At 53.7% G+C, this 26,908-nt stretch carries 19 protein-coding genes; 3 read left to right on the top strand and 16 right to left on the bottom strand.

Annotated features, from left to right (window positions below):
- Positions 1-6: 6 nt before the first annotated feature.
- Positions 7-210, top strand: coding sequence for a YfgG family protein (locus tag E4Z61_RS23310; RefSeq protein WP_135324774.1), 204 nt, complete (start codon positions 7-9; stop codon positions 208-210).
- A gap of 547 nt (positions 211-757) precedes the next feature.
- On the opposite strand, the gene guaA is transcribed toward E4Z61_RS23310, so the two are convergent.
- Positions 758-2,335, bottom strand: coding sequence for a glutamine-hydrolyzing GMP synthase (gene guaA / locus E4Z61_RS23305; RefSeq protein ID WP_135324773.1), 1,578 nt, complete (start codon positions 2,333-2,335; stop codon positions 758-760).
- Positions 2,336-2,399: 64 nt separating this feature from the next.
- The gene (gene guaB / locus E4Z61_RS23300; protein WP_135324772.1) at positions 2,400-3,866 is read right to left on the bottom strand and encodes an IMP dehydrogenase; all 1,467 of its coding nucleotides are present in this window, start codon (positions 3,864-3,866) and stop codon (positions 2,400-2,402) included.
- A gap of 161 nt (positions 3,867-4,027) precedes the next feature.
- Here guaB and xseA point away from each other — a divergent pair, with 161 nt between their 5' ends.
- A complete protein-coding gene (gene xseA, locus E4Z61_RS23295) occupies positions 4,028-5,401 on the top strand; it encodes an exodeoxyribonuclease VII large subunit (RefSeq protein WP_135324771.1) in 1,374 nt (457 codons plus the stop codon).
- Here the strand turns inward: xseA and E4Z61_RS23290 are convergent.
- The 13 genes from E4Z61_RS23290 to E4Z61_RS23230 form a co-directional block, all read right to left on the bottom strand.
- Positions 5,398-5,613 carry a zinc ribbon domain-containing protein gene (locus E4Z61_RS23290; protein WP_135324770.1) on the bottom strand — a complete coding sequence of 72 codons (216 nt, stop codon included), beginning with the start codon at positions 5,611-5,613 and terminating at the stop codon, positions 5,398-5,400. The two genes, xseA and E4Z61_RS23290, sit on opposite strands and share 4 nt — an antisense overlap.
- 52 nt (positions 5,614-5,665) lie before the next feature.
- Positions 5,666-6,748: a Gfo/Idh/MocA family oxidoreductase gene (locus E4Z61_RS23285; protein WP_135324769.1), complete on the bottom strand. Its 1,083-nt coding sequence runs from the start codon at positions 6,746-6,748 to the stop codon at positions 5,666-5,668.
- A gap of 62 nt (positions 6,749-6,810) precedes the next feature.
- Positions 6,811-8,352, bottom strand: a complete 1,542-nt coding sequence (locus E4Z61_RS23280; protein WP_135324768.1) for a peptide MFS transporter — start codon at positions 8,350-8,352, stop codon at positions 6,811-6,813.
- Positions 8,353-8,654: 302 nt separating this feature from the next.
- Positions 8,655-10,127, bottom strand: coding sequence for a ribosome biogenesis GTPase Der (der, locus tag E4Z61_RS23275; protein ID WP_135324767.1), 1,473 nt, complete (start codon positions 10,125-10,127; stop codon positions 8,655-8,657).
- 117 nt (positions 10,128-10,244) lie between these two features.
- Positions 10,245-11,423: an outer membrane protein assembly factor BamB gene (bamB, locus tag E4Z61_RS23270; RefSeq protein ID WP_135324766.1), complete on the bottom strand. Its 1,179-nt coding sequence runs from the start codon at positions 11,421-11,423 to the stop codon at positions 10,245-10,247.
- 10 nt (positions 11,424-11,433) lie between these two features.
- Positions 11,434-12,054: a YfgM family protein gene (locus E4Z61_RS23265; RefSeq protein WP_135324765.1), complete on the bottom strand. Its 621-nt coding sequence runs from the start codon at positions 12,052-12,054 to the stop codon at positions 11,434-11,436.
- 13 nt (positions 12,055-12,067) lie between these two features.
- Positions 12,068-13,342 carry a histidine--tRNA ligase gene (gene hisS / locus E4Z61_RS23260; RefSeq protein WP_135324764.1) on the bottom strand — a complete coding sequence of 425 codons (1,275 nt, stop codon included), beginning with the start codon at positions 13,340-13,342 and terminating at the stop codon, positions 12,068-12,070.
- 110 nt (positions 13,343-13,452) lie between these two features.
- Entirely contained in the window at positions 13,453-14,571 is a 1,119-nt protein-coding gene (ispG, locus tag E4Z61_RS23255; protein ID WP_135324763.1) for a flavodoxin-dependent (E)-4-hydroxy-3-methylbut-2-enyl-diphosphate synthase, read from the bottom strand.
- Positions 14,572-14,597: 26 nt separating this feature from the next.
- Entirely contained in the window at positions 14,598-15,596 is a 999-nt protein-coding gene (gene rodZ, locus E4Z61_RS23250; protein ID WP_135324762.1) for a cytoskeleton protein RodZ, read from the bottom strand.
- A gap of 284 nt (positions 15,597-15,880) precedes the next feature.
- Positions 15,881-17,047 carry a dual-specificity RNA methyltransferase RlmN gene (gene rlmN / locus E4Z61_RS23245; RefSeq protein WP_115257784.1) on the bottom strand — a complete coding sequence of 389 codons (1,167 nt, stop codon included), beginning with the start codon at positions 17,045-17,047 and terminating at the stop codon, positions 15,881-15,883.
- Positions 17,048-17,216: 169 nt separating this feature from the next.
- Entirely contained in the window at positions 17,217-17,648 is a 432-nt protein-coding gene (gene ndk / locus E4Z61_RS23240; RefSeq protein WP_135324761.1) for a nucleoside-diphosphate kinase, read from the bottom strand.
- 137 nt (positions 17,649-17,785) lie between these two features.
- Positions 17,786-20,092 carry a peptidoglycan glycosyltransferase PbpC gene (pbpC, locus tag E4Z61_RS23235; RefSeq protein WP_135324760.1) on the bottom strand — a complete coding sequence of 769 codons (2,307 nt, stop codon included), beginning with the start codon at positions 20,090-20,092 and terminating at the stop codon, positions 17,786-17,788.
- The gene (locus E4Z61_RS23230) at positions 20,093-25,024 is read right to left on the bottom strand and encodes an alpha-2-macroglobulin family protein (protein ID WP_135324759.1); all 4,932 of its coding nucleotides are present in this window, start codon (positions 25,022-25,024) and stop codon (positions 20,093-20,095) included.
- Positions 25,025-25,230: 206 nt separating this feature from the next.
- On the opposite strand from E4Z61_RS23230, the gene sseA reads away from it, so the two are divergent.
- Positions 25,231-26,073, top strand: coding sequence for a 3-mercaptopyruvate sulfurtransferase (gene sseA, locus E4Z61_RS23225; RefSeq protein WP_135324758.1), 843 nt, complete (start codon positions 25,231-25,233; stop codon positions 26,071-26,073).
- Between the two features lie 44 nt (positions 26,074-26,117).
- Here sseA and sseB read toward each other — a convergent pair whose 3' ends face one another.
- Complete coding sequence (gene sseB / locus E4Z61_RS23220; protein ID WP_135324757.1) at positions 26,118-26,894, bottom strand: enhanced serine sensitivity protein SseB; 777 nt, start codon at positions 26,892-26,894, stop codon at positions 26,118-26,120.
- Positions 26,895-26,908 lie beyond the last annotated feature (14 nt).

Genomic DNA, 26,908 nt, shown 5'->3' with positions numbered 1-26,908 from the left:
CCCTTTGTGAGCCAGGTTACTAGCCTACGAAAACGACACCGATTTAACAGTCGCATGATTCGGATCGTACTGCTTATCAGCTTTCTCTTCTTCTTTGGACGTTTCGTCTACTCTGCTATTGGTGCGTGGCACCACCACCAGGACAAGAAAGAATCCCAACAGAGCAGTCTTTTGCAACAGACTTCCCCTGCACAAACTGACCAACGTTAATCGCTCGCAGCACTTTGGATGCCTGAGCTTCAAGATTCCTTACCGGATGGCTAATCGTATGACATTTAACCATCCGGTAAGGGATTTATGTCCCTTCCTCTCACTATTTTTATAACCCTACACGTTACTTCCCAGCAAATCGTTCTTCTTCACAATGACACTCTCTTGTCGATCCACGATTCACACTGATGTTCTATGTTTCTGTTTATTGGACATAAAAAACACAAACAATGCTCAAATAGCCGCTAACCGATATTATTTAATTAATATCAATAGGGCGTACATTTATATTTAACATGTACTTAAAGGATTATATAACCCTTTTGCTATTTTTATATTCAACAGGATTTTATGCTTTTTCTAAAATAGGATGTGATCTTTGGCGAATATGAAATACACCATTAATCATATCATCACGCAGGATGAGCACATTGGTAAGCGTCGTGGCAACAACGGGTCAATTGACTGCAAAAATAAAAAACCCTCTGTAAAAACAGGGGGTTTTTGAACAATTTACCTACGGAAAATCAGGCGAAAGGAAATACAGTTATTCCCACTCAATCGTTGCTGGCGGCTTACCGCTGATGTCATACACCACGCGGGAAATACCGTTCACTTCGTTGATGATGCGGTTGGACACGCGGCCCAGGAAGTCATACGGCAGGTGCGCCCAGTGGGCAGTCATAAAGTCGATGGTTTCGACAGCACGCAGGGAAACCACCCAGTCGTACTTACGGCCATCGCCCATCACGCCAACAGAACGAACCGGCAGGAACACGGTGAACGCCTGGCTCACTTTGTTGTACAGGTCGGCTTTGTGCAGTTCTTCGATAAAGATAGCGTCAGCACGACGCAGCAGGTCGCAGTACTCTTTCTTCACTTCGCCCAGCACACGTACGCCCAGACCTGGTCCCGGGAACGGGTGACGGTACAGCATGTCGTACGGCAGGCCCAGCTCCAGGCCAATTTTACGCACTTCGTCTTTGAACAGCTCACGCAGCGGTTCAACAAGACCCATCTTCATCTCTTTCGGCAGGCCGCCGACGTTGTGGTGAGATTTGATGACGTGTGCTTTACCGGTGGCAGAAGCTGCAGATTCGATCACGTCCGGGTAGATAGTGCCCTGCGCCAGCCACTTCACGTCTTGCAGTTTCAGCGCTTCTTCGTCGAAAACTTCAACGAACACGCGACCGATAATTTTACGTTTGGCTTCCGGATCGTTCTCGCCTTTCAGCGCGTCCAGGAAACGCTGCTCGCCTTTAACGTGAATGATGTTCAAACCGAAGTGGTCACCGAACATATCCATAACCTGATCAGCTTCATTAAGGCGCAGCAGACCGTTATCAACGAATACGCAGGTCAGGTTTTTACCGATAGCACGATGCAGCAGCATGGCGGTTACGGAGGAGTCAACGCCGCCGGACAGACCGAGGATCACTTTGTCGTCGCCAACCTGTTGACGGATACGCTCCACAGCGTCGTCAATGATTTTTGCCGGCGTCCACAGGGCTTCACACTGGCAGATGTCACGCACAAAGCGCTCCAGCATACGCAACCCCTGACGGGTGTGGGTCACTTCCGGGTGGAACTGTACACCGTAGAAACGTTTTTCTTCGTGCGCCATAATGGCAAACGGGCAGCTTTCGGTGCTGGCAACGGTGACGAAACCTTCCGGAATGGCGGTGACTTTGTCACCATGACTCATCCAAACATCCAGCAGCGGTTTACCGTCTGCTGTCAGTGAATCTTCGATGCCACGGATCAGCGCGCTGTCGGTCTGAACTTCTACCTGTGCATAGCCGAATTCACGCTCGTGAGACCCTTCCACATGGCCACCCAGCTGCATCGCCATAGTCTGCATACCGTAACAGACACCGAATACAGGGACACCAGCATTGAATACGTACTCTGGTGCTCGCGGGCTGTTAGCTTCGGTAGTGCTTTCCGGACCGCCGGAAAGAATAATACCGCTTGGGTTGAATTCGCGAATTTGTGCTTCCGTAACATCCCATGCCCACAGCTCACAGTAGACGCCCAGCTCACGTACGCGACGTGCCACCAGTTGAGTGTACTGCGAACCGAAATCGAGGATGAGAATGCGATGTTTATGAATATTGTCTGTCATTGACGCTAATTCCGAGGCAAGTGAAACAAATTCGCCCGGCATAGGAGCCGGGCGCGGAAACTGATCAGGAGCCCATACGGTAGTTAGGGGACTCTTTGGTGATGGTCACGTCGTGAACGTGACTTTCCTGAATACCCGCACCGCTGATGCGTACAAACTCTGCTTTCGTTCGCAGCGCGTCGATAGTACCACAGCCGGTCAGACCCATACAGGAGCGCAGGCCACCCATCTGCTGGTGAATAATCTCTTTCAGGCGGCCTTTATAGGCAACGCGACCTTCGATACCTTCCGGTACCAGTTTGTCAGCAGCGTTATCGCTCTGGAAGTAACGGTCAGAAGAGCCTTTGGACATCGCGCCCAGAGAGCCCATACCGCGGTAGGATTTGTAAGAACGGCCCTGGTAGAGTTCAATTTCACCCGGAGATTCTTCGGTTCCGGCCAGCATAGAGCCCACCATTACCGCTGCCGCGCCTGCCGCAATCGCTTTTGCGATATCGCCAGAGAAACGGATACCGCCGTCAGCGATAACCGGAATACCAGTACCTTCCAGCGCTTCAACCGCGTCGGAAACGGCGGTGATCTGCGGAACACCCACGCCGGTCACGATACGAGTCGTACAAATAGAACCTGGGCCGATACCCACTTTCACCGCGCTGCAACCAGCTTCAGCCAGCGCACGAGCGCCTGCGCCCGTCGCAACGTTACCGCCGATAATTTGCAGATCCGGGTATTTCGCACGGGTTTCACGGATACGCTGCAATACGCCTTCAGAGTGGCCGTGAGAGGAGTCAATCAGTAACACGTCAACGCCTGCGGCAACCAGCGCATCAACACGCTCTTCGTTACCCGCACCCGCGCCGACTGCAGCACCGACACGCAGACGGCCATGCTCGTCTTTACAGGCGTTAGGTTTACGTTCAGCTTTCTGGAAGTCTTTTACGGTGATCATGCCGCGCAGATGGAAGCCGTTATCAACAACCAGTGCTTTCTCAACGCGTTTTTCGTGCATTTTTGCCAGCACAACATCACGCGCTTCGCCTTCACGTACCGTGACCAGACGCTCTTTCGGTGTCATGTACACACTGACGGGTTGGCTGAGGTCGGTCACAAAACGCACGTCACGACCGGTGATGATACCCACCAGTTCGTTATCTTCGGTAACAACCGGGTAGCCCGCAAAACCGTTACGCTCGGTCAGTTCTTTCACTTCACGCAGGGTCGTGGTAGGCAGCACAGTCTGTGGGTCAGTAACCACGCCAGATTCGTGTTTTTTCACGCGGCGAACTTCTTCTGCCTGGCGCTCGATGGACATGTTTTTGTGGATAAAACCGATGCCGCCTTCCTGTGCCAGAGCAATTGCAAGGCGCGCTTCAGTCACAGTATCCATCGCTGCGGAGAGCATAGGAATGTTCAGACGAATAGTTTTCGTCAACTGCGTGCTGAGATCAGCAGTATTCGGCAGAACGGTAGAATGAGCGGGAACGAGGAGGACGTCGTCAAACGTCAGGGCTTCTTTGGCAATACGTAGCATGGGCAATATCTCGACCAGATTGGTTAATAAATATTGCCGTGGCATTATACAGAGCGTAACCGATTGCATCCACACTTTTTTGCAAAAAAACCTTGCGATCCCCTGTGGGCGGGTTACTATCGATTGAATAACCTGCTGATTTAGAATTTGATCCCGCTCACATGTTATCCTCTCAGACCTCTTCAATTTTTACCGTAAGCCGCCTTAATCAGGCCGTTCGTCTGTTGTTAGAACAAGAGATGGGACAGGTGTGGATCAGCGGCGAGATTTCTAACTTTACCCAGCCGTCTTCCGGTCACTGGTATTTCACCTTAAAAGACGATACCGCTCAGGTACGCTGCGCGATGTTTCGCAACAGCAACCGTCGCGTGACCTTCAGGCCTCAGCATGGGCAGCAGGTGCTGGTGCGCGCCAATATTACGTTGTATGAGCCGCGCGGTGATTATCAAATCATCGTTGAGAGTATGCAGCCTGCAGGTGAAGGTCTGTTGCAGCAGAAGTATGAACAGCTGAAGGCAACTCTACAGGCTGAAGGGCTGTTCGATCAGCAGTTCAAGCAACCACTTCCCTCTCCGGCCCACTGCGTCGGGGTGATCACTTCGAAAACCGGAGCTGCGCTGCACGATATTCTCCACGTCCTCAAACGTCGAGATCCCTCGCTGCCAGTCATTATTTACCCGACCGCGGTACAGGGTGACGATGCGCCAGGGCAAATCGTTCGCGCCATTAAGCTGGCGAATGCCCGCAACGAGTGTGACGTGTTAATCGTTGGGCGCGGCGGCGGCTCACTGGAAGATTTGTGGAGCTTTAACGACGAGCGGGTTGCGCGGGCAATTTTTGCCAGCCGCATTCCGGTTGTCAGCGCGGTCGGCCATGAAACCGACGTCACCATTGCCGATTTTGTCGGCGACCTGCGCGCACCTACGCCATCAGCAGCGGCGGAAATTGTCAGTCGTAACCAGCAGGAACTGCTGCGTCAGATTCAGAATGGTCAGCAGCGTCTGGAAATGGCGATGGATTATTTTCTCGCCAACCGTACCCGTCGCTTTACACAGATTCATCACCGCTTACAGCAGCAGCATCCACAGCTACGCCTGGTACGCCAGCAGACCGCACTGGAACGCCTGCAAAAACGTATGCGTTTTGCGTTGGAGAATCAGCTTAAGCGTACAGTGTCGTACCAGCAGCGCATTATTCAAAGACTGAACCACCAAAACCCACAACCACGAATTTACCGTGCGCAAACCCGTATTCAGCAACTGGAATATCGTCTGGCGGAAAACGTGCGCGCCCGTCTTAGCACCACCCGCCAGCGCTTTGGCAATGCGGTGACGCATCTTGAAGCCGTGAGCCCACTCTCCACGCTGGCGCGCGGATACAGCGTCACCAGCGTAACTGGTGGTAAAGTGCTGAAGCAGACCAAACAAGTAAAAGCCGGTGATATGCTCACTACTCGGCTGGCGGACGGCTGGGTAGAGAGCGAAGTGAAAGGCGTAACGCCCGCGAAAAAAACGCGGAAGAAAAAACCGGATTAAATCGGCACAAACTTCACTCGCTTTTTAGAAATCATCCCATGGCCGTTTTGGCAGAAATAATCCACCGCACCGCAGGCTTTTAACACCTGGAGTAGCTGATGACACTCCGGGCAGCGCGCTTCAAGCGGAACATCTTTGTTGCAACTCTCACAGTGCGCCACTCCGTTTTGTGGCACTAGTTGTGCATGGCAATCCGGGCAGATAATCGACATGGTGACTCCTGTTCAGGGAATTTTATACTGCTTCAATTTTAACACGATGCGCTTAATGTGGGCCACGCAACTGTTGCTGTAACATCAGCAGGTTTTCGACTTCTTCAAGTCTGCGCTGCGTCGTACGTTCCACCTCTTCTGGGTTACGTTCAAACAGGCTTTGCGCTCCCAGAATATGCTCTGCCAGGCAGTGGGTGTAGATCGCACCAGGAAGGCTCCACAATAAAACGGTACTGCCATCAATAAGTTCCAGCACATCCTCTGCACCGCGTCGGTCATAGCTGATAACGCGTCCATCACTCAGGTAAAACCGTAGGCCTTTTTGCCCGCCAGTTGCCCCCGCGTATTTATTGAGCCAGATCGCCAGTGGAATACCGCTAATCTGCCCCTGAAGATGTGCCTCACCTTCTGCCGTCATTAGGTCACCCTCGACGATGTCACGTCCCAGACGATCTTTTGCACTCACCACCTGCAACGTCATATCATCATTTCCTCCCAGGTAGCGTACTGTTTCACGCAGCATCGCCAGCACATGTGTGCCAATATCCAGAATGACGCCATCCGGGTGGTGAAGTTCGCGGGTATCCGGCTCCCCCGTAGCAAAGTTGAGTGCAACAGGCTCCCCTGCGGCGTTAAATCCACTCGGCTCCTGCAAAAAGCCTTCGATTCTGACGATATCCGCAAAGGCAGGTGTCAGCCCGACATAGCAGTTATCTCCCTGCCACTGCGGGCCAAGTTCGCCTAACATCAGTTGAGTCACGCCACTACGAGCCATCCAGTGATCGAGCGCCAGCACGCGAGACGCCACACCGGACATTGCCAGCAGCATTTTCAGTTTTTCTATTTGGGGAAGCGTGGCGACAATCGGTTTTTCGACCACGATACGCGGGATCAATGAGGTCAACGCCTGTTCAAGGACTTCAAGATGGTACAAAGATGCCGTGGTGATAAAAAGAGTATCAAGAGGCTGAGAAAGAAGTTCAGCGAGCGAAGAACAGCAAGTCACGCCTACTGGTTGCTTTGCGGATTGTATATCAAATCCAAGGCAACTTACCGTCTCGCCAAAAAGGTGTCGTATTGCGGGTAAGTATGCCGTTTCAACCACTGCGCCAAGCCCAACAAACCCTAACAACATGTTCTCACCTCGTAAATGAATTGCCGGGGCATAACGTCTGCCCCGGCACAGTCGAGGTGTTATCAGGCGCTAGTTGCCGGTTTAGTTTGCGTATTCTCCAGCATGCGACGAATCGGAACAATGAGGACGATCAGTACCGCAGCGCAGATAAGCAACGCGATAGAGCAACGCGCGAACAGATCTGGCAGCATATCAAGCTGATCGGCCTTCACATGCCCCCCAATCAGACCTGCAGCCAGGTTGCCCAGCGCGCTTGCGCAGAACCACAACCCCATCATCTGACCACGCATTCTTTCAGGTGCAAGCAATGTCATGGTTGCCAGGCCTATTGGACTCAGACACAGTTCGCCGAGCGTCAGCATCAGAATACTGCCCACCAGCCAGAATGGAGAAACACCTGCACCACCATTTTCCAGTACGTCTTGCGCCGCCAGCATCATCACGCCAAAGCCCGCCGCAGCACAGAGAATGCCAATAACAAACTTGGTGATACTGCTGGGGCGAATGTTCATGCTCGCCAGTTTTGGCCACGCCCAGCTGAATACCGGGGCCAGCAGGATGATAAACAATGCGTTAATCGACTGAAACCATACGGCCGGAATTTCAAAATCGCCGATCATACGGTTAGTGTAGTCGTTGGCGAACAGGTTGAACGAGGTAGGTTTCTGCTCAAACGCAGACCAGAAGAATGCAGCAGAGACCAGCAGGATAAAGCAGACCAGCAGCCTGGCACGCTCTTTACGGTTCAGGCCAGCAAAGACAAACAGATAGATGAAGTAGAGGGCGACGGATGCCGCAATCACGTACACCAGCATGCTGGCAACGGCAACTGGGTTAATAACAATCACGCCCTGCGCAATCAGTGTAACAACAATAGCCACACCCACAGCCAGTGCCAATAACCACGCGCCGACACCGTTTTTCTTCACCACCGGGTTATTCCAGGTGGAATCCAAACCGACTTCACTATCGTAGCGTTTCATCGCTGGAACGGCAAAGATACGGAAGATGATCAACGCCACCAACATCCCGATACCACCGATACCAAACCCCCAGTGCCAGCCGTGCGTTTTAATCAGCCAGCCGGAGATCAGCGGTGCAATGAACGAGCCGATGTTGATGCCCATGTAGAACAGCGAGAAACCGCCGTCACGGCGCGCATCGCCTTTTTTATACAGCGTGCCGACCATAACCGAGATACAGGTCTTAAACAGACCAGAGCCGAGTACGATGAACATCAGGCCGATAAAGAACAGGTTGTTACCCATGATGGCAGAGAGCGCAATCGACAGATGGCCGAGCGCAATCAGAATAGAACCATACCAGACCGCTTTCTGTTGGCCGAGCCAGTTATCCGCCAACCAGCCCCCCGGCAGCGCAGCAAGATACATAGTACCGGCAAAGATACCGACAATCGCCGAGGCGTTTTCACGTGCCAATCCCATACCGCCGTCATAAACGGTAGCCGCCATAAACAGGATCAGTAACGGACGGATTCCGTAAAATGAAAAACGTTCCCACATTTCAGTGAAGAACAGCGAGCCAAGCGGGTAAGGATGGCCGAAGAACGTTCGGCTTTCTTTTGGATTAACAGAGGATTGCATAATTCTCCCGAAAAGGTATGTCGTTGTGCTTGTAAACACCGCAATGTACGCCAGCCAGTTATGTATCCGGCCGATTTTTTACATACGGCGAAGGGTTATTTAACCATTTGATAACCTAGTGCTAGTTTTGTCTAGTACCAACCCCAGGACTTTAAGATGAAAGTTCGACGATTGTCTACTTTCTTAGATTTAAACTTGGCACAAAACGAATAGTGATTGACATCACACGGACAAATACATGCGATGAACAGGCGACAAAAAAACCCGCGACACGCGCGGGTTTTTATCGAGGTCAGCAAGGATTATTTGCTTTTCTTAATGTGTTGAATCAGACGCTTACGTTTACGCATCTGAGTTGGCGTCAACGTATTACGCTTATTCGCATAGGGGTTTTCCCCTTCTTTGAACTGAATACGGATCGGCGTTCCCATCACTTCCAGTGACTTACGGAAGTAATTCATCAGATAGCGTTTGTATGAGTCAGGCAGGTCTTTAACCTGGTTGCCGTGAATCACCACGATCGGCGGGTTATAACCACCGGCATGCGCATATTTCAGCTTCACACGACGACCACGCACCAGCGGCGGCTGATGGTCTTCTGTCGCCATGGTCATGATACGGGTAAGCATCGCGGTGCTGACGCGGCGGGTTGAGCTGTCATACGCCTCACGCACGGACTCAAACAGATTCCCCACACCGCTGCCGTGTAGCGCAGAGATAAAGTGCACGCGGGCAAAATCGATAAAGCCCAGACGGAAGTCCAGCGTCTCTTTAACCTGCTCTTTCACTTCCTGAGTCAGGCCATCCCATTTGTTGACAACGATAACAAGTGAGCGCCCACTATTGAGAATAAAGCCCAGCAGCGACAGATCCTGATCGGAAATACCTTCACGGGCGTCAATCACCAGCATCACCACGTTGGCATCTTCAATCGCCTGCAGTGTCTTGATAACAGAGAATTTCTCTACCGCTTCAGTAATCTTGCCACGTTTGCGCACGCCCGCGGTGTCGATCAGCACATATTCGCGCCCATCACGTTCCATCGGGATGTAAATGCTGTCTCGCGTGGTTCCCGGCATGTCGTAAACCACCACGCGGTCTTCGCCGAGAATACGGTTGGTCAGTGTGGACTTACCTACGTTCGGACGCCCGACAATCGCCAGTTTGATTGGCAGATCCTGCGGGTTGAAGTCATCTTCAGGCTCTTCCTCACCGTTTTCTTCGGCTTCCAGCTTCGCCCAGTATTCCGCGTCTTCATCCACTTCTTCCTGCGGTGCAACGTCATCCATCCAGGGCAGCAGAACGTGCTCCAGCAGGCTGAGAACACCACGACCATGAGAAGCCGCAATAGGGTGAATTTCACCTAAACCCAGCGAATAGAAATCAACAACGGCCTGATCCGGATCGAGTCCGTCAGTTTTGTTGGCAACCAGGAAAGTCGGTTTTTGGCGCGAGCGCAGATGTTTGGCGATCGCTTCATCTGCCGGCATTAGGCCAGCACGTGCGTCGACCATGAACAGCACAACGTCTGCTTCCTCGATGGCTAACAGCGACTGTTCAGCCATGCGGGTTTCGACACCGTCTTCGGTGCCATCAATACCACCGGTATCAATACAGATAAACTCGCGGCCTTCGATTTCCGCACGACCGTACTTACGGTCACGAGTCAGACCCGGGAAATCCGCAACCAGCGCATCTCGGGTGCGAGTTAGACGGTTAAATAACGTGGATTTGCCAACGTTAGGGCGCCCGACAAGCGCGACCACAGGTACCATGTTTAAAGCCTCATTTAAAAAATCATCAGACAACGGACGCATTTTTACGCCATTGTTAAAAACAGTAAAACGGCCCCTGCACCAGGAGCCGTTTTTCAAAGCGAGCGGCCAGGACGATTAACGCGTAATAGAGTACAGCGTACCGTCTTTTGCCTGGATCAGCAGTTTACCATCAGCCGATACCGGCTCGGTCAGGAAACCAGAGCTGTCGACTTTCTGCTGGGCCACAAAGCGGCCGTCATCAACGTTAATCCAGTGCAGATAGCCTTCACTATCGCCGACAACCAGGTTGCCATTATACAGCACTGGGGACGTCAACAGACGGTGTAGCAGATCGCTTTGCGTCCACAGTGTTACGCCGCCGTCAGTAGTCAGCGCCAGAACGCGGTCATTCTGATCAACCAGGTAGATGCGGTTGCCGTCGACGATGAAATCATTCACCGAGCCGAGCTCGCGTTTCCACATAATCTGGCCGCTGCGCAGATCCAGAGCCGTCAGATTACCATTATAAGCCAGGGCATACACAACGCCATTAACGATAACCGGCGTGGTGTCTACATCACTCAGACGGTCGATTTCAGTTGGACCAGTCGCCTGAGAAATACGTTGCTGCCAAATCATCTGGCCCTGTTGCATCAGCACGGCACTCACGCGACCGTTATCACCGCCGACAATCGCGGCGCCGAAAGCGCTAGCCGGGGCAGATTCACCGCGTAAAGAAAGCGACGGCATATCCAGGTTGACGGTCCATTTGACGGCACCGTCAGCTTCGTTCAATGCCTGCAGCTGACCGTTACTGGTGTGAATCAATACAACACCGTCACTTACCACCGGGCGAGACAGCGCTTCACCAGCGACTCGAGTCTGCCATGCAATGGTACCGTCACTGGTATTAAGCGCATAAACCTGCGCTTTTTCGCTGCCGATATAAACATGACCACCAGAAACCGTTACACCGCCAGAAAGCTGTGCAGAAGCGCGAGAGAACCAACCGTCTTTCTCACCGAGATTAACAGACCAGACCTCTTTGCCGTCGTCTGCATTCAACGCTTTCACTACACCGGCGCGAGAGGCAGCATAGACAACGTTATCCGCCAGCGCAGGATGAAGATTGGAATAGAAATCACCAATACCGTTACCTACAGAGGTGCTCCATGCAGTGGACGGAGTAAACTGGTTTTCAACCACCGGTAATGGGGACATCTTAACGACATCTTCTTCGCCACTAAACAGTGAACAGCCGCTCAATAGGGTAACGGAAAGCAGCCCTGGCAGAAGTAATTTACGCAATTGCATCGGGTCCCTCTCAGATGGACAAATTATTGATTTTCATCTGCATCATTTCGCTCAGAGCAGGAGAGGCATCGCTTTTCACGCCAGCTTCCCATGCGCTACGCGCACCTTGTTTGTCGCCTTTGCTCAACAACGCTTCGCCACGCAGATCGGCGACAATTGCCGTCCACCCTTCACCTTTAATGGTATCGAGTGTTTTTAGCGCGGTATCCGCTTGTTTAAGCTGAACCTGAACACGAGCAAGACGCAGATTAATCACCGCTTTGAGATTCTCATCGCTGGTGGCCGCCAGTCCTTGTTGCAGCTGGGTAGCGGCTTTCTCAAGTTCGTTTTGGTCAACAAACTGCTGCGCCAGTTCCATCGAAGCTAACGCGCCGTATGTATTTTTGTTCTCTTGTGCAAATTTCTCTGCTGCAGGAATGCTGTCCGGTTTGCCCGCGCTGACCGCAGTCACCGTATTTTGATACGCCAGAGAAGCAGAGCGTGCGGACTCCGTCTGATGGCTGGTCCAGTAACGCCAGCCAACCAGTGCGCCAACTCCTAAAATCACCCCAACCACCAGCGCTTTACCGTTCTCGGCAAAGAAGCGTTTTACCGCATCAACCTGGTCGTTTTCGTTCTCGTAAATTTCCACGCAGTCCTTCTCCTTAGCAAGTCAAAGTGCGCAAATGCGCGGCAACGCTATCCTGCGCTACTGCCGTTTGCTCACCAGTGCGCAAATCCTTCACTACAACAGTACCGTCAGCCACTTCGGACTCACCCAGTACCAGTGCAACGCGAGCACCCCACTTGTCGGCGCGAGCAAACTGTTTCTTAAAGTTGCCGCCACCGTGGTTTGTCATCAGTTTCACACCCGGAACTTCATCGCGCAGACGTTCAGCCAGCGTCATTGCCGCCGACTGTGTATCCGCACCTGAAGCGATCAGGTATATATCGACAACAGGAGAAGCAATAAATTCCGGATTAACTGCCTGAACCAACAAAACAAGTCGTTCCAGCCCCATCGCGAAACCAACTGCAGGCGTTGCACGACCGCCAAGCTGTTCTACGAGACCGTCGTAACGACCGCCCGCACACACGGTACCCTGCGAGCCCAGACTGCTGGTGACCCACTCAAATACGGTACGGTTGTAGTAGTCGAGACCACGAACCAGGCGCTGGTTAACGGTGTAGGCAATACCTGCTGATTCCAGCAGCTTGCACAGACCAGCGAAATGCTCGCGTGAGTCGTCATCCAGGTAGTCGCCCAGCGCAGGTGCGTCGTTGAGCAGCGCCTGTACTTCCGGGTTTTTGGAGTCGAGCACGCGCAGCGGGTTGGTGTACATGCGGCGCTTGCAGTCTTCGTCCAGTTTATCTTTATACTGTTCCAGGTAAGCAACCAGCGCATCACGGTAGTTCGCACGCGCTTCCAGCGAACCAATGGAGTTCAGCTCAAGGCTGACATGCTGAGAAATACCCAGCGCACGCCACCAGCGGGCGGTCAGCATAATCAGCTCAGCATCAATGTCCGGGCCTTGCAGACCAAACACTTCGACACCCAGCTGATGGAATTGGCGATAGCGACCTTTTTGCGGGCGCTCGTGGCGGAACATTGGCCCGATATACCACAGACGCTGTTCCTGATTGTACAGGAGACCATGTTCGATGCCGGCGCGTACGCAGCCAGCCGTCCCTTCAGGACGCAGAGTCAGGCTGTCGCCATTACGGTCCTCAAAGGTGTACATCTCTTTTTCAACCACGTCGGTGACTTCACCTATCGCGCGTTTGAATAACGGGGTCTGCTCTACAATCGGCAAGCGGATTTCACTGTAACCGTAGCTGCCGAGCACGTTTTTAAGAGTGCCTTCAATGCGCTGCCAGATGGCGGTTTCGCCAGGCAGATAATCGTTCATGCCGCGAATGGCTTGAATGTTTTTTGCCACGTTTATTCTCTTTATGGATATAAAAATGAACCCTCAGCGCTAACCCGAACAATGCGGGCGCCATGCGGGTTCAATCATACACGGGAAGCACGCCGCTTCCCATCACGTTATTATTTTTCAAGCTGCTGCACGTCGATACGACGCGCTTCGTCCAGAATACTCGCCTTAGCGCGAATACGGGCTTCAAGCTGCGTAATCATATCGTCGTTGTCGATGCGATCTTTGCGCACACCGTCTTCGTACAGACCGCTTTTCTTGTTGCCGCCCGTTACCCCGAGCGTGGAAACCAGCGCTTCGCCAGGACCGTTAACCACGCAGCCGATGATCGAAACGTCCATTGGCGTGATGATATCTTCCAGGCGTTGCTCCAGCGCGTTCACCGTGCCGATAACGTCGAATTCCTGACGGGAACAGGTTGGGCAGGCGATAAAGTTGATCCCGCGCGCGCGAATGCGCAGCGATTTCAGAATATCGAACCCTACTTTGATCTCTTCAACCGGATCGGCCGCCAGAGAGATGCGCAGCGTATCGCCGATCCCTTCCGACAGCAGCAATCCCAGGCCTATCGCGGACTTCACTGATCCACTGCGTGCACCACCGGCTTCGGTGATCCCCAGATGCAGCGGCTGATCGATCTGTTTCGCCAGCAGGCGATAGGATTCTACGGCGAGGAAAACGTCAGATGCCTTAACGCTCACTTTGAACTGGTCGAAGTTCAGGCGATCGAGATGATCCACATGGCGCATGGCAGATTCCAGCAGCGCCTGTGGCGTCGGTTCGCCGTATTTTTCCTGCAGATCTTTTTCCAGCGATCCGGCATTAACGCCGATGCGGATAGGAATGTTGTTATCACGAGCGCAATCCACAACCATGCGAATACGCTCTTCATTACCGATATTACCTGGGTTGATACGCAGACAATCGACGCCGTATTCCGCCACTTTTAGCGCGATACGATAGTCGAAATGAATATCGGCAACCAGCGGGACATTAACCTGCTGTTTGATAAGCTTGAACGCTTCTGCAGCATCCATTGTTGGTACTGAGACTCGAACAATGTCTGCGCCGACGCGTTCCAGCGCTTTGATTTGATTGACCGTCGCCGCCACGTCAGTGGTCCGCGTATTGGTCATAGACTGTACGGCGATGGGCGCGCCATCGCCAATCGGCACATTCCCAACGTAAATGCGTGTCGATTTTCTACGTTGAATTGGAGCCTGGTTATGCATTACAAAATCTCCCGCATTGCCGTCTGTTACTGAGCCGGTGATTGTTCGGCATTAACGGTCAGACGCGCAACCTGGTTAGTTCTGATAAAACGACTCAGGTCGACAGGTTTACCCTGGTACTGAATCTGTACTGCTGCCGGAGCACCAATTTTCAGTTTGTACGGTGCCTGGCCGGTAAGATTTAATGCGCCATCTTTACGCTGCATGCCGCTAAACAGTTTTTTACCGGTCGCATCGGTCACTTCCAGCCAGCAGTCGGCGGTGAAATTCATCACCAGCGCGTTAGGATCGGCAGCAGGCGTTGTCACACCCGCCTGATCGGTCGGCAGCGGTGCAGCCGTAGCCGGTGCGGCTGGTACCGCCGTCGCGGTGTCGACGTTCGCCTGAGACGGTGCGACCACCGCATTCTGTTGAACATCGGCGACTGGTGCAGGTGTTGCAGCGGCTTCAGGCGCTGGCGTAGCGTCAGCTACCGTACCTTCTTCCGGCGCCGGGGTCGAACCCTGGCTTGCCGCAGCACTGGTATCTAACGGTATGCTCTGTGCATTGTCTTTGCCGGCGTTCAGTTCAGCGGAGGATTGATCGGCCATCGTGGTGATCTCTTCCTGCTGCGCTTTGTGGTTCTGCCACCACCAGGCTCCTGTCAGTCCAACCACGACAAACAGTACCAGCCAGGTAAAGGTCATTAACCAGCCATCGCGTTTTTTACGACGCTTACCGAGCGAGAAGCTCTGCATTGGCGCCACTTTGGCTGGGCGAATCGGAGCCTGTTTTTCCAGCCCTGGCAACAGTTCTTCTTCAGGAATATGCACCAACCGCGCATAAGAACGGATATACCCGCGCAGAAATGTTGAAGCGAGATCGGCTGGCGCCTTATCTTCTTCAATATCGCGTACCGTGGAAACCTTCAGGCAAAGTCGTTCCGCGACTGCCTGCTGGCTGAATCCGAGTTGTTCACGGGCATTGCGCAGACGAACGCCGGTGGATAGTGCTTCATTTTTGTCGTGCGTGGCTTCAGTATTCATTCGCTACAGCTGCGTAAATTTGGGTTCTGATGTCGGTGAGCCATAATGCTCACCCACACCGCGAAACATCTGGTCAGTTAACCTTCGTCAGACAGTATAAAACGGTCAGACTACTAATGACAAAACAGCGTAAACCTCAGGGCTAAACTCTTGTTACGCCGTTACATACTGCCCTAAAGTCGACAGAAACGCACCGTTAATATTGACCTGACGAGTATAACAAAGGACCGCATGTAACTCATATTGCACTACGGTACATTAATTATACCGTAGTACACCCAACATCAAACGGTCTTGATGTCGATAGCATCACCCTGCATACGCTTACGCAGGGTACGCTTGGTACGGTCAATGACATCACCCGCCAACTGACCGCAGGCCGCATCAATATCGTCGCCGCGTGTTTTACGCACAATGGTCGTGAAACCATAGCCCATCAATACTTTGGAGAAACGATCGATACGGCTGTTAGAACTACGTCCGTACGGTGCCCCCGGGAACGGGTTCCATGGGATCAGGTTGATCTTACACGGCGTATCTTTCAGCAGTTCCGCCAGCTGATGCGCGTGCTCAGTACCGTCATTGATGTGATCTAACATCACGTATTCAATGGTGACGCGACCCTGGTTGGCGTTAGACTTCGAAATGTAGCCACGCACGGACTCGAGGAACGTTGCGATATTGTACTTTTTGTTGATCGGCACAATCTCGTCACGAATTTCATCGTTCGGCGCATGCAGGGAAATCGCCAATGCAACGTCAATCATATCGCCCAGTTTATCCAGCGCAGGAACAACACCTGAGGTGGACAGCGTGACGCGACGCTTGGACAGCCCGAAACCGAAGTCATCAAGCATGATTTCCATCGCCGGAACCACGTTGGTCAGGTTGAGCAACGGTTCACCCATACCCATCATCACCACGTTGGTGATAGGACGCACGCCTGTTGCTTTCACCGCACCGACGATTTTCGCTGCACGCCAGACCTGGCCGATGATTTCCGACACCCGCAGGTTACGATTAAAACCCTGTTGAGCCGTAGAGCAAAATTTGCACTCTAATGCACAACCAACTTGTGAAGAAACACACAGGGTGGCGCGATCGTCTTCCGGGATATATACGGTTTCTACGCGCTGATCGCCAACAGCAATGGCCCACTTGATAGTGCCGTCAGATGAACGCTGCTCTTCCACTACTTCCGGGGCGCGAATTTCAGCGACTTCTTTCAGTTTGTTGCGCAGCACCTTATTGATGTCAGTCATGTCATCAAAATTGTCACTGCAATAGTGGTACATCCACTTCATGACCTGATCGGCACGAAACGGTTTTTCGCCCATCTCTTTGAAGAATTCGCGCATCTGCTGACGGTTCAGATCCAGCAGGTTAATTTTTCCATTTTTATTTGGAACCGCAGCAATGACGACTTCAGAGGTGTTAACTAATTCAGACATAATTTTTTCCGGCCTCGTTGTTACACGTTATGGCCCGTGGAGGGTTAAAAAGAAACGCCCCGGCAAGCGGTCTGCTCTTCCGGGGCGTTGCATTGTACAAAGTCTGGCGCAGGGATGCCACGTTTGCACGAAGCATTAGCGAAAATAATATGTAAACGAACCCGTTAAATTAACGAGTACGAGCGCACACTTCGCCTTCACCAAAGAAATAGGCGATTTCACGCGCGGCAGATTCAACGGAGTCTGAACCGTGGGTGCCGTTCTCAGTAAAGCTGTCAGCGTAATCTGCACGCAGCGTGCCTGCCAGGGCATTCGCCGGGTTGGTTGCACCCAGCAGATCGCGGTGACGCTGAACGGCGTTTTCGCTTTCCAGTACGGAAACAACAATTGGACCGGAGGTCATGAATTCAACCAGACCGTCAAAGAACGGTTTGCCGTCGTGCTCAGCATAGAAACCACGTGCCTGTTCAACGGTCAGATGCAGCATTTTAGTGCCGACAATTTTGAACCCTGCTGATTCAAAGCGCGCGAAGATGCTCCCAATAACGTTTTTTGCCACCGCGTTTGGTTTGATGATGGAAAAAGTACGTTCAATAGCCATGATTACCTCTGAAAAAGATGTTTTGTTGTCGTTTACCTGGCGCGGATTATAAAGAGCATCCCTGCAATTGACTATTGACGAAGGTAACATTTCTTTAAAATAAGATGAATTTTAGCAACAAACCACATCAAGCTAGTCTACTGCAAAGCAAATCCCACCGTAGCAACCTGCCCACCAGCATCCATCACCAGCAGCTGATACTCCCCTTTTACCGTTAAGCGCAGGGTAAGATTTCGCCCACGCTCGTCTAGTCGCTCACCGTTAAGAAACCACCAGCGCTCACCTGTCCCACCGCTGGTTTGCACCGGTACTGAGACCTCCGGAGAACCGGGTAAACGTTTCACAATCGCGCCATCACGAACGCCTGTCAACTGGAGCGGTAAGAAAGCATCCTGCCCCAACGGCGGGCAGGTAGCGGAAACCGGCGGTAACCGTGCGGCTCGGCGCTCAGATTGCGGCAGCCAGGGCTCCAGCGGTAAGGGCCAGACGATTAACATATGTTCACGCGCCTGCGCGCAATCTGGCGCAACGCGCTTTCCTGCCTCATCTAACCAGACGGGAAAACGAATACCGTTAACCCCTTCCTGCTCGGGTAATAACAGCGTAGGCGGCTGGCTACCGTCCAGTAGCCAGGTGGCTAAGCGGCGACGACAGTTGCCGTCCCCGTCTGGCAAAAATTGCCCGCCCGGCCAGCACACCATGCCCCGGCTGACCGACTCTGGTCGCGGATCTTCAGGCTGATTTGTTCCACGCGCCAACAGTAAGTTATTAATCTGATTCAGCAAAGGCACCGCGCTGGCAAAACCAAATTGCCCCACCACCGGCGTCCCGTCTGGCCTGCCTGTCCAGATGCCAATCACGTAACGTGAGTTGATGCCAATAGCCCACGCATCGCGATAGCCATAGCTGGTGCCCGTTTTCCACGCCAGCGGCACCACGCGGCTCAGCGCATTATCCGGCAGGGGCTGCGCTTCATCCGCCATAATTCGCCGGATAATCCACGCAGCCCCCGCCGACATCAGCGGGCGTTCCAGCAGCGGGTCTTCCGGCTGCAGGCGCAATTTTCCTGCTTTCCCCTGACGGGCAAATACGCTGTACGCTGCGGCCATGTCTTCCAGCCTTGCCCCTGCACCGCCGAGGATCAGCGATAGATTTGGCGCAGCCCCTGCGGGCAGATACAGCGGTAAGCCAACGTTACGCAACGATGCGGCAAAACGCTTCGGACCGTAAGCTTCCAGTACCTGGACTGCCGGTAGATTCAACGAGCGTATCAACGCCTCTCCCATACTTACCGGGCCATGAAAACCGCTGTCAAAATTCCCTGGTCGATAATCACCGGTACGCCGTGGTACGTCCTGTAATAATGAAGCCGGGTGAATTAATCCGTCATCCAGCGCCAGGCCATAGATAAACGGTTTCAGCACAGATCCCGGCGAGCGGATTGCACTCACCATATCCACATGACCAAAACGAGTGTCGTCATTCATATCCACCGAGCCGACCCAGCCACGCACGCTCATATCGGTGTGATCAACGACAATCATCGCCAGCGAACTGCGCGCCGGTAGCCGACCTTTCCAGTTTTGCGCCAGCTCTTCCAGTTGGCGTTGCAGCCCGGCGTCCAGCGTGGTGACAATTTTGTTGCTGCGGCTTTTATTCAGCATCATGCGCGAGAACAGTGGTGCTAATTGCGGCATCTGTCTCGGTGCCAGCCAGACCGGTTCTTCACGTGATTCCTGCGCCTGTTGTGCCGACCAGACTCCCTGCGTCGCCATGCGTTCGAGCACTTTATTTCGTGCGACTTCCGCCCGCTCCGGCCAACGGTCCGGGCGCAAACGACTCGGTGCCTGCGGCAGGACGGCCAATAGCGCAGCATCGGAGTAACTAAGTTGTGCTGGCGATTTGCCAAGATACGCCCAGCTTGCGGCACCGACACCTTGCAGCGTACCGCCAAACGGTGCGCGATTAAGATACAGCGTCAGGATGTCACGCTTGGATAGATGCCACTCAAGTTGGAATGCGCGCCAGAGCTGGCGGAACTTGCCGCCGAAAGTGCGCGGATGCGGGTCAAGCAGTCTCGCCACCTGCATGGTGAGCGTACTGCCGCCTGAGACGACGCGTCCAGAAGAAAGGTCCTGCCATGCCGCGCGCAGCACTGAAAACGGATTGACGCCGGGATGTTTCCAGAACCAGCGATCTTCGTAGTTAATAAGCGCCTCAAGATACCGGGGCGATACCTCTTCAATGGTGACCGGATAACGCCAGATACCGTCCGCGTCGGCAAAGCGCCACAGCGGCGTACCATCGTGAGCCACGACCACCCGCGCAGGATTAACTTCATGCAGCGGCAGCGGCCAGATTTTATCCGCCGCCCACACCACCACCCCTGCTAATAACGCAACGGCTGCCAGCCAGCAGCCGCGTTTAGCCCATCTATGCATCATTTACGGTCTGACAATCAGCGGGCCCTCAGCCGTGCCAGTCGCACGCCACTGCGGAACATACATCGACTCCACTTGTGGTACAGGCACCTGATACGTTCCCGGCGTAACCGCTCGCGCCAGATACACCAACGTTACCGGCTGCCCTTCGTTGACCGCGACCGCCGCGACAAAGCGATCGTCGCGGAACTCAACGTGCTGGATATCCGCCTGCTGCATTTGATTGAGCAGATTCGCCACTTCACTGCCGCTATCCTGCAGGCTGGCGCTGCCGTTAGCCAGATTCTGGTTTTCCAGCTCCAGTCCGGCAGGCAGTAAATCGACGACCAGTGCATCCGGTACATTCTGGCTGGCTTTTACCGTCAGCCACACCAGCACAAGCTCACCGCTACGCAGAGACGAGAGCGATTTACTCTGCCCATCGGTGCCCAGAACCTGACGCTCAATGTGCAGTACATTGCTGGCAGGCTGCGGCGAGGTTTGCGGATAACCACTGACATCCATACGCAACCACAGCGGCAGGTTACCCGTATTGGTCACCGCCAGAGTAGACAACTGTTCAGCATCCAGATTACGGGTTTGCGATTTCTCGCCCGCCAGCGTCTGAGCAGAGAGCGAGGTCTGTGCCTGCCACGTGCCAGGCAAATCCTGCAATGTGCGCGCAGCAAGGAACAGCGCATTATTTTCCTGAGTGGAGAGCCAGCGTTGACCAAAAGCCTGCTCTGATAGCGTGTTCAGCAATGTGTTTTGTACGTCTAGTTTCAGTTTGTTCTCTTCCAGTAACGCCAGCATCAGCGCGTTATCACGCAACTGGCTGCCGTAATCCGCCATCCATTGCTGCGCATCGCGGCGCGGTGTATTCAGGGCCAGCGTCAACGCCTGTTCGCTGCGGTTAGCATCGCCCATGTTTTTCAACGCGACCCCCAGTTGCAGCAGCGGCAGACCGGAGGCGGCCTGGGCACGACGCTCCCAGATCTCGCGCAGTGCGCCGAGCGGGGCCTTCTGCTGACGGGCCAACACCAACGCGGCATAGGCCTGCACGGCAAACCGGCTGGCTGCAGTATCATCTGTGTAGCGAATCGACATCATGCCCGAATCCTGCAAATAGCGCAGCAACCGCGCATTACCCTGGTTAATCACTTCAGCCGGAACGCTGTAGCCTTGCTCATTTGCTCGGACGAGGAAATCCATGACATAAGCGCTCAGCCAGTACTCTTCCGGCCCGTTCTTATCCCACAGCGCAAAACCCCCGTCGTCACGCTGCATTTGTAGTAACCGGGAAATACCGATCTCGACCGCCTCACGGCGTTTATCATCGCTATCGCCCGCGATACCTAACGCCTTTAACTGTGCGGCATTGGTATATAAAGATGGGAACAATCCGCTGGCCGTCTGCTCCAGACAGCCGTATGGATAGGCTTTCAGTTCGCGGATGTAGCGCGCCAGATTCAGCGGCGGCTTGCCGCTAAGCAGCAGTTGCCCCTGCATCGTGACTGGAGAGAAGTTGGTCAGTTCTTCGCCCGGAACCTGCCAGGTTTCGCCCGGCTGGAGCGCGACGCCGTTGTTGATGGTTTGCGCCGGGAACGCCGGGCGCACGCCAATCTTCCACTGTTTATGCTGAACAGGTAGCGTTTCACCCGGCAGCGCAAGGCCGCTAATCTGCGCCTGAATTTCGCCATCGCCGAATCCCTCCCGCGCCCGCACCGGAATAAACAGCGTGGTACGCACGCCCGGAGCCAGATTCACCGGTTCCGGATCTTGCCCCACCAGTTCCAGTAAACCACTGGCTGCGAGCTTAATATTCAGCGTCTGCGGTTTGTCGGTCAGGTTGGTCACATCCAGCGTCAGGCGCGAGGTATCGCCTCCGGCCATAAAGCGCGGCATATTCAGTTCAGCGATCGCCGGCGCGGCAACGATCACTTTACTTTCGCTGCTGCCAAAGTCATCTTCTGTCCAGGCTTGCGCCATCACCCGAAGTTCACCGTTGAAATCGCCAATCGGTAATGTCACCGCCCCCTCGCCCTGCTCGTTGAGCGTGACCGGTAACGCCTGCTGCGCCACGATATTGACGTGATTGACCGGCGGTTTTCCGCCGCGTTTTAACTCATCGCCATCACCACCGAAACGCAGCGCCGCCAGACGACCTTGCCCTTCGATCACCTGGCCGTAAATATCATAAATATCCGCGCCATAGCGTTTTTGGCCGAAAAACGCCTGCCACGGATCCGGCGTGGCGTAATCCGTGATATTCAACACCCCGCTGTCAACGGCGGATACCAGTACATTAACCTGCTTTGGTATCTCACCATTTTTAACACTGGCTTTCACCTTGACGGTCAGCGGCTGATTGGGGCGCATTTTCGCCGGGTTTTCCAGCGTCAAATCAAGACGACGGTTTTCATCGCCCAACGGCAAATGCAGTAATCCCACCGCACGTTTTGGCGTTGCTGAGCGGGATTTATCGCCAGGACGTATCACCAAAGCGCTGAGATACAAGTCATGACGATTCCAGGTTTTATCGACCGGGATAGAAAGATCAAGGCCATCCGCAGGTACGTCGATCTCTTGCCACCACAGCGGACCTTCGCTGGACTCGACCATCGCGTAACCTTTACCGGCAGCAGGTGCGGCAATGTGTAGCTTCATGGTGTCGCCAGGACGATAATTGGGTTTATCCAGTTTCAGAGTCACGCGATCCGGGCGCACAGCCCCGCTGCCGTCGCTGTTATCCTGCCAACTGTATCCGGCCCAGAAGCGTACGCTGCTCACCGTATCGTTCGGTGCTTTGACTTCCAAACGGTAAGCACCCCACTCAACCGGGAAGCTGACTTTACCGGTTTCGTCGGCCTTAAGATCCAAAGCCTGCTCGCCTTCGACCAGATCCTTTTGATCGAACTGAGACTGCCAGCCTTCGCCCTCAGACCAGTTCCAGTAATAATCCCGACGTTCGCGGATCAAACGCACTTGCAAATCGGTAACCGCTTTTTTCTCACCTTTCGCATCGGCATAGACAATATCAAACGCGGCATTGCTGTTTTCGTCGACGATGGGTTGGTTCACCGTGGTGTCGGTGCGGTAATCATAAACGGCTTTCGCGGCAAACTGCGGGCGAATGCCCGGAAGGGTATCCGCAGGCCAGACCGCCTGCTCTACCCGACGGGTCACCGGACGGCCGCCCGACTCCAGCAGGCTGGCCTGCAAAATAATCTGTAAAGGAGAGTGTGCCTCCTGCCACTGGCTGCTCGTTGTGACTTCGCCGCGACCATTTTCATCCAGCGTCAGCTGAACTTCATCGAGGCTACGGGAGAGGTTCTCTTCAGCAATATTACCAAACTGGAACCCCGGCAATGCGGGAACCGCCTCTCGCTGAGGTCGCAGAAAAAGCTGCCCTTGCAGAGCATTACCATTCGCTGGTGCGCCGTAAAGGTAGTAACCCACCACCGAAAACTTCACTTCATCCGTCGGAGCAATCGGCGTTTTGTTGGCAGTGAGGTTGAGCGCCATCCGTTCGGGCATAAAATCTTCGACGTGGAAATCCCACATCCGTGAGCGGTTATCGCCGGTGTTGGCGCGAATATGCCACATACCCGTTGGCGCACTGCTGTCCAGCGGCCAGGTCAGGCGATACAAACCGTTTTCGGGCTGGCTGACCACCGTGCGTAATACCTGTCCGTCGGGTTTCACGACTTCCAGCTTAACCGGCTGATCGGGCAACGTTTTGCCGTCGCTGTCGCGCAGCAGTCCGTTGAGGATCACCGTTTCACCCGGACGATAGAGATCGCGTGGGCCGAACATAAAGAACTGTTTGCTGTATCCCGGTGCCCCAGCAATATCAAATTCTGCCAGATCCAGCGCCGGCAATTTCAGATCCAGCAGCGTGGTTTGTCCGTCTTTACGCGCCAGCAATAAAGCGGCGTCTTTATCCGTCTCGAGCTTCACGTGTCCCTGCGCATCGCTGGTCGCCTGCGTCAGCGTCTGTCCTTTCTCATTGAGTAAGGTGACATCAATCCCCTGCTGCGCAGCGCCGTTTTCCAGGCTCTGGGTAAAGACATCCAGCTGATTGTGGTAACGATGTGCAGAAACACCAATATCACTGAGCGTGAACAACGTGGCAGCATTGCTGTAGTTGTACTGTCCGGCTTGGTTCATCACCGCAACGTAAACACCCGCCTGTTGCAACGGCTTGATATCACCCAGCGGCAGCAGCAGTTTCTCGCGGGTATTGCGCGCAGGATTAAGGTCAAAGCGCCCGGAATAAACCAGTTCCGCCATCTTCAGCAGGGTGTCTGATTCCCAGTTAGACAGCGAGTTGCGGTATTCCCACTGGCTGACAAACGCACCGAGCGACTCCGGTTTCACGCGAAAGAAGTTCACATCCACGCTGTTGACATTCAGCGCCATCACCGGTAACCCTTCGATCACTTTACCAGGTAACAGCGAACCACGGCTGGCAAACCCGACGCTCGGCTGGACATCGCGAGTGGTGATATTTTTTTCATACTCGATGCCAAACGTCGCCTTATTCAGCGCCAGCAAATCGCGCTCGATGGTCACCACCAGCTCGCGATTGGGCTCCAGATGACGTAAGCGTAACTCTTTCAGGTTTGGCGCCAGTTCCCAGGCTCCGTCTACTTTGCCGCTTTTTTTATCGACAACGTGCAGTACGCGAGAAAAATCTTGTTCAGGATCGAGAGGAATAGAGAAAGTCAGCACCAACGTCGCCGCACCGTCCAACTGGACTTCTGAAGCATCCAAAAGCGTCAACGGTTTACCCTGACTTTGCTGCATCAGCTTATGTAATTGCGCCGGATCTTTTGCCGGCGTGGTCTGTGGGGCTAGTGCATCATTTTTTGCCGCCGTCGACGGCTTATCGTTATTATCGCACCCCGCCAACGCCAACATCAGCATACAGGCCACTACGCGTAAATGTTTCATTTTTCATCCCTGGCCTGAGTGGCCCGTTAGCTACGTAGAACAACTATTATGCGTCAGATTTCAGGCGGTGGAAGTCAGTAATAGGATGTTGTTGTCTGAATTTTCGTGATTAATGTGGGTCCACCTGACAAATCAGCCTCTTTTACTTGTCGCTTTACGGTAAACAGCCGACAATTTGCCGAAACTTGGTAAAAATGGAGATGCCTATGACCACCGCCTTCTTTGTCGCTGCCGACTGGCTTGTCGAACACATTGACGATCCGGAAATACAAATTATTGATGCCCGGATGGCTCCTCCAGGACAGGAAGATCGCGATGTTGGCGAGGAGTATCGCGCCGGCCATCTTCCTGGCGCGGTTTTTTTTGATATCGAAGCGCTCTCCGACCATACCTCTGCGTTACCGCATATGATGCCACGTCCGGAGGCTTTCGCCGTAGCCATGCGCGAGTTGGGTGTACATCAGGATAAACACCTGGTCATCTACGATGACGGCAATCTATTTTCTGCCCCGCGAGCCTGGTGGATGCTGCGCACGTTTGGCGTGGAAAATGTCTCCATTTTGGCAGGCGGTTTTGCGAGTTGGCAGCGTGATGAGTTACCGTTGCAGGAAGGGAGCGTTGATTTGCCCGAAGGCGAGTTTGACACCGCGTTTACGCCAGAGGCCGTAGTGCGGGTGACCGATGTCCTGCTGGCCAGCCATGAAAAAACCGCGCAGATTGTCGATGCGCGACCGGCTGCACGTTTTAACGCGGAAGTTGACGAGCCGCGTCCTGGCCTGAAGCGCGGTCATGTTCCAGGTGCACTGAACGTACCGTGGACAGAACTGGTTCGTGATGGCGAATTAAAAACCACCGATGAGCTGGATGCTATCTTCTTCAGCCACGGCGTGAGTTTTGACAGACCAATTATCGCCAGCTGCGGCTCCGGCGTAACAGCTGCCGTGGTGGTGCTGGCGCTTGCCACGCTGGGTGTCCCCAACGTCGCATTGTATGACGGCGCGTGGAGCGAATGGGGAGCGCGCAACGATTTACCAGTAGAACCGGCATAACGTTTGAAATGCCGGATAACACTTCGCTTATCCGGCAACATCTTTTAGATAATTCGATTCTGTTTAAAATCGCGCAGGAAACCGCCCCAGCGGCGCTCGTAGAACGGCGCGATGTGCTCGGTAATAAAGTGGCTGACCCCTTTTTCACCTTTCACCACCTGGCAGATATCAATCGGTTCATCACCCGGTAACGTATCCGTTGCTACACTGCCTGTGGCATGAATAATCTCTTCAATATCACCATCGGCTTCAATGCCAATCAGCAGGTTCGGCTGAGCATCAGGACTCTCTTTAATCGAGCAGATAAATGCCCGTTTAACGGGTTTAATGGTTTTAAACAGCGTGGTCAGTGAGTCAATCATCTGTACCGGCGGTTCCGCAACCTCAGAGAGGATAAGCGACTCGCCGCCTTCCAACACTTCCTGGGTACTCAGCGGATTCCCTTCTTCACCTATCAGCAGACTGATTTCGCGCGGCATAAACTCTTTGCCGGTTGGCAGTTTGGCGTTGAGAAACAGCGTTGCGCCCAACGTCATTTCAAACAGCGTGCGTACCGGCATCACAACAAATGCCTGTTCGTCTTCAACGGCCTGCTGCAAGGCTTCAAGAGAAGTGAAAAACGGGATCACGGTGGTGCCGTCTTCTTTTTCCCAGTGCTGCAGATCCAGCGCGCTATCTTCAACCACCGCCTCGCCTTCTGCGGCTGTTCCCGGAACCCAGACGGTGGATTCCAGCAACGTACGGAAAAATGCCGGGCGATGCGCAGGCTCAGTCGCCGCTTGTTCCAGCAACGTTTCTAATTCGTTTTTTGTTTCAGACATAAGAACCACAAATT

The sequence above is a fragment of the Citrobacter tructae genome, from assembly GCF_004684345.1.
Classification (GTDB): domain Bacteria; phylum Pseudomonadota; class Gammaproteobacteria; order Enterobacterales; family Enterobacteriaceae; genus Citrobacter; species Citrobacter tructae.
The sequence above is the reverse complement of the archived record's forward strand: the minus strand, read 5'-3'. Positions and strand labels throughout refer to the sequence as shown.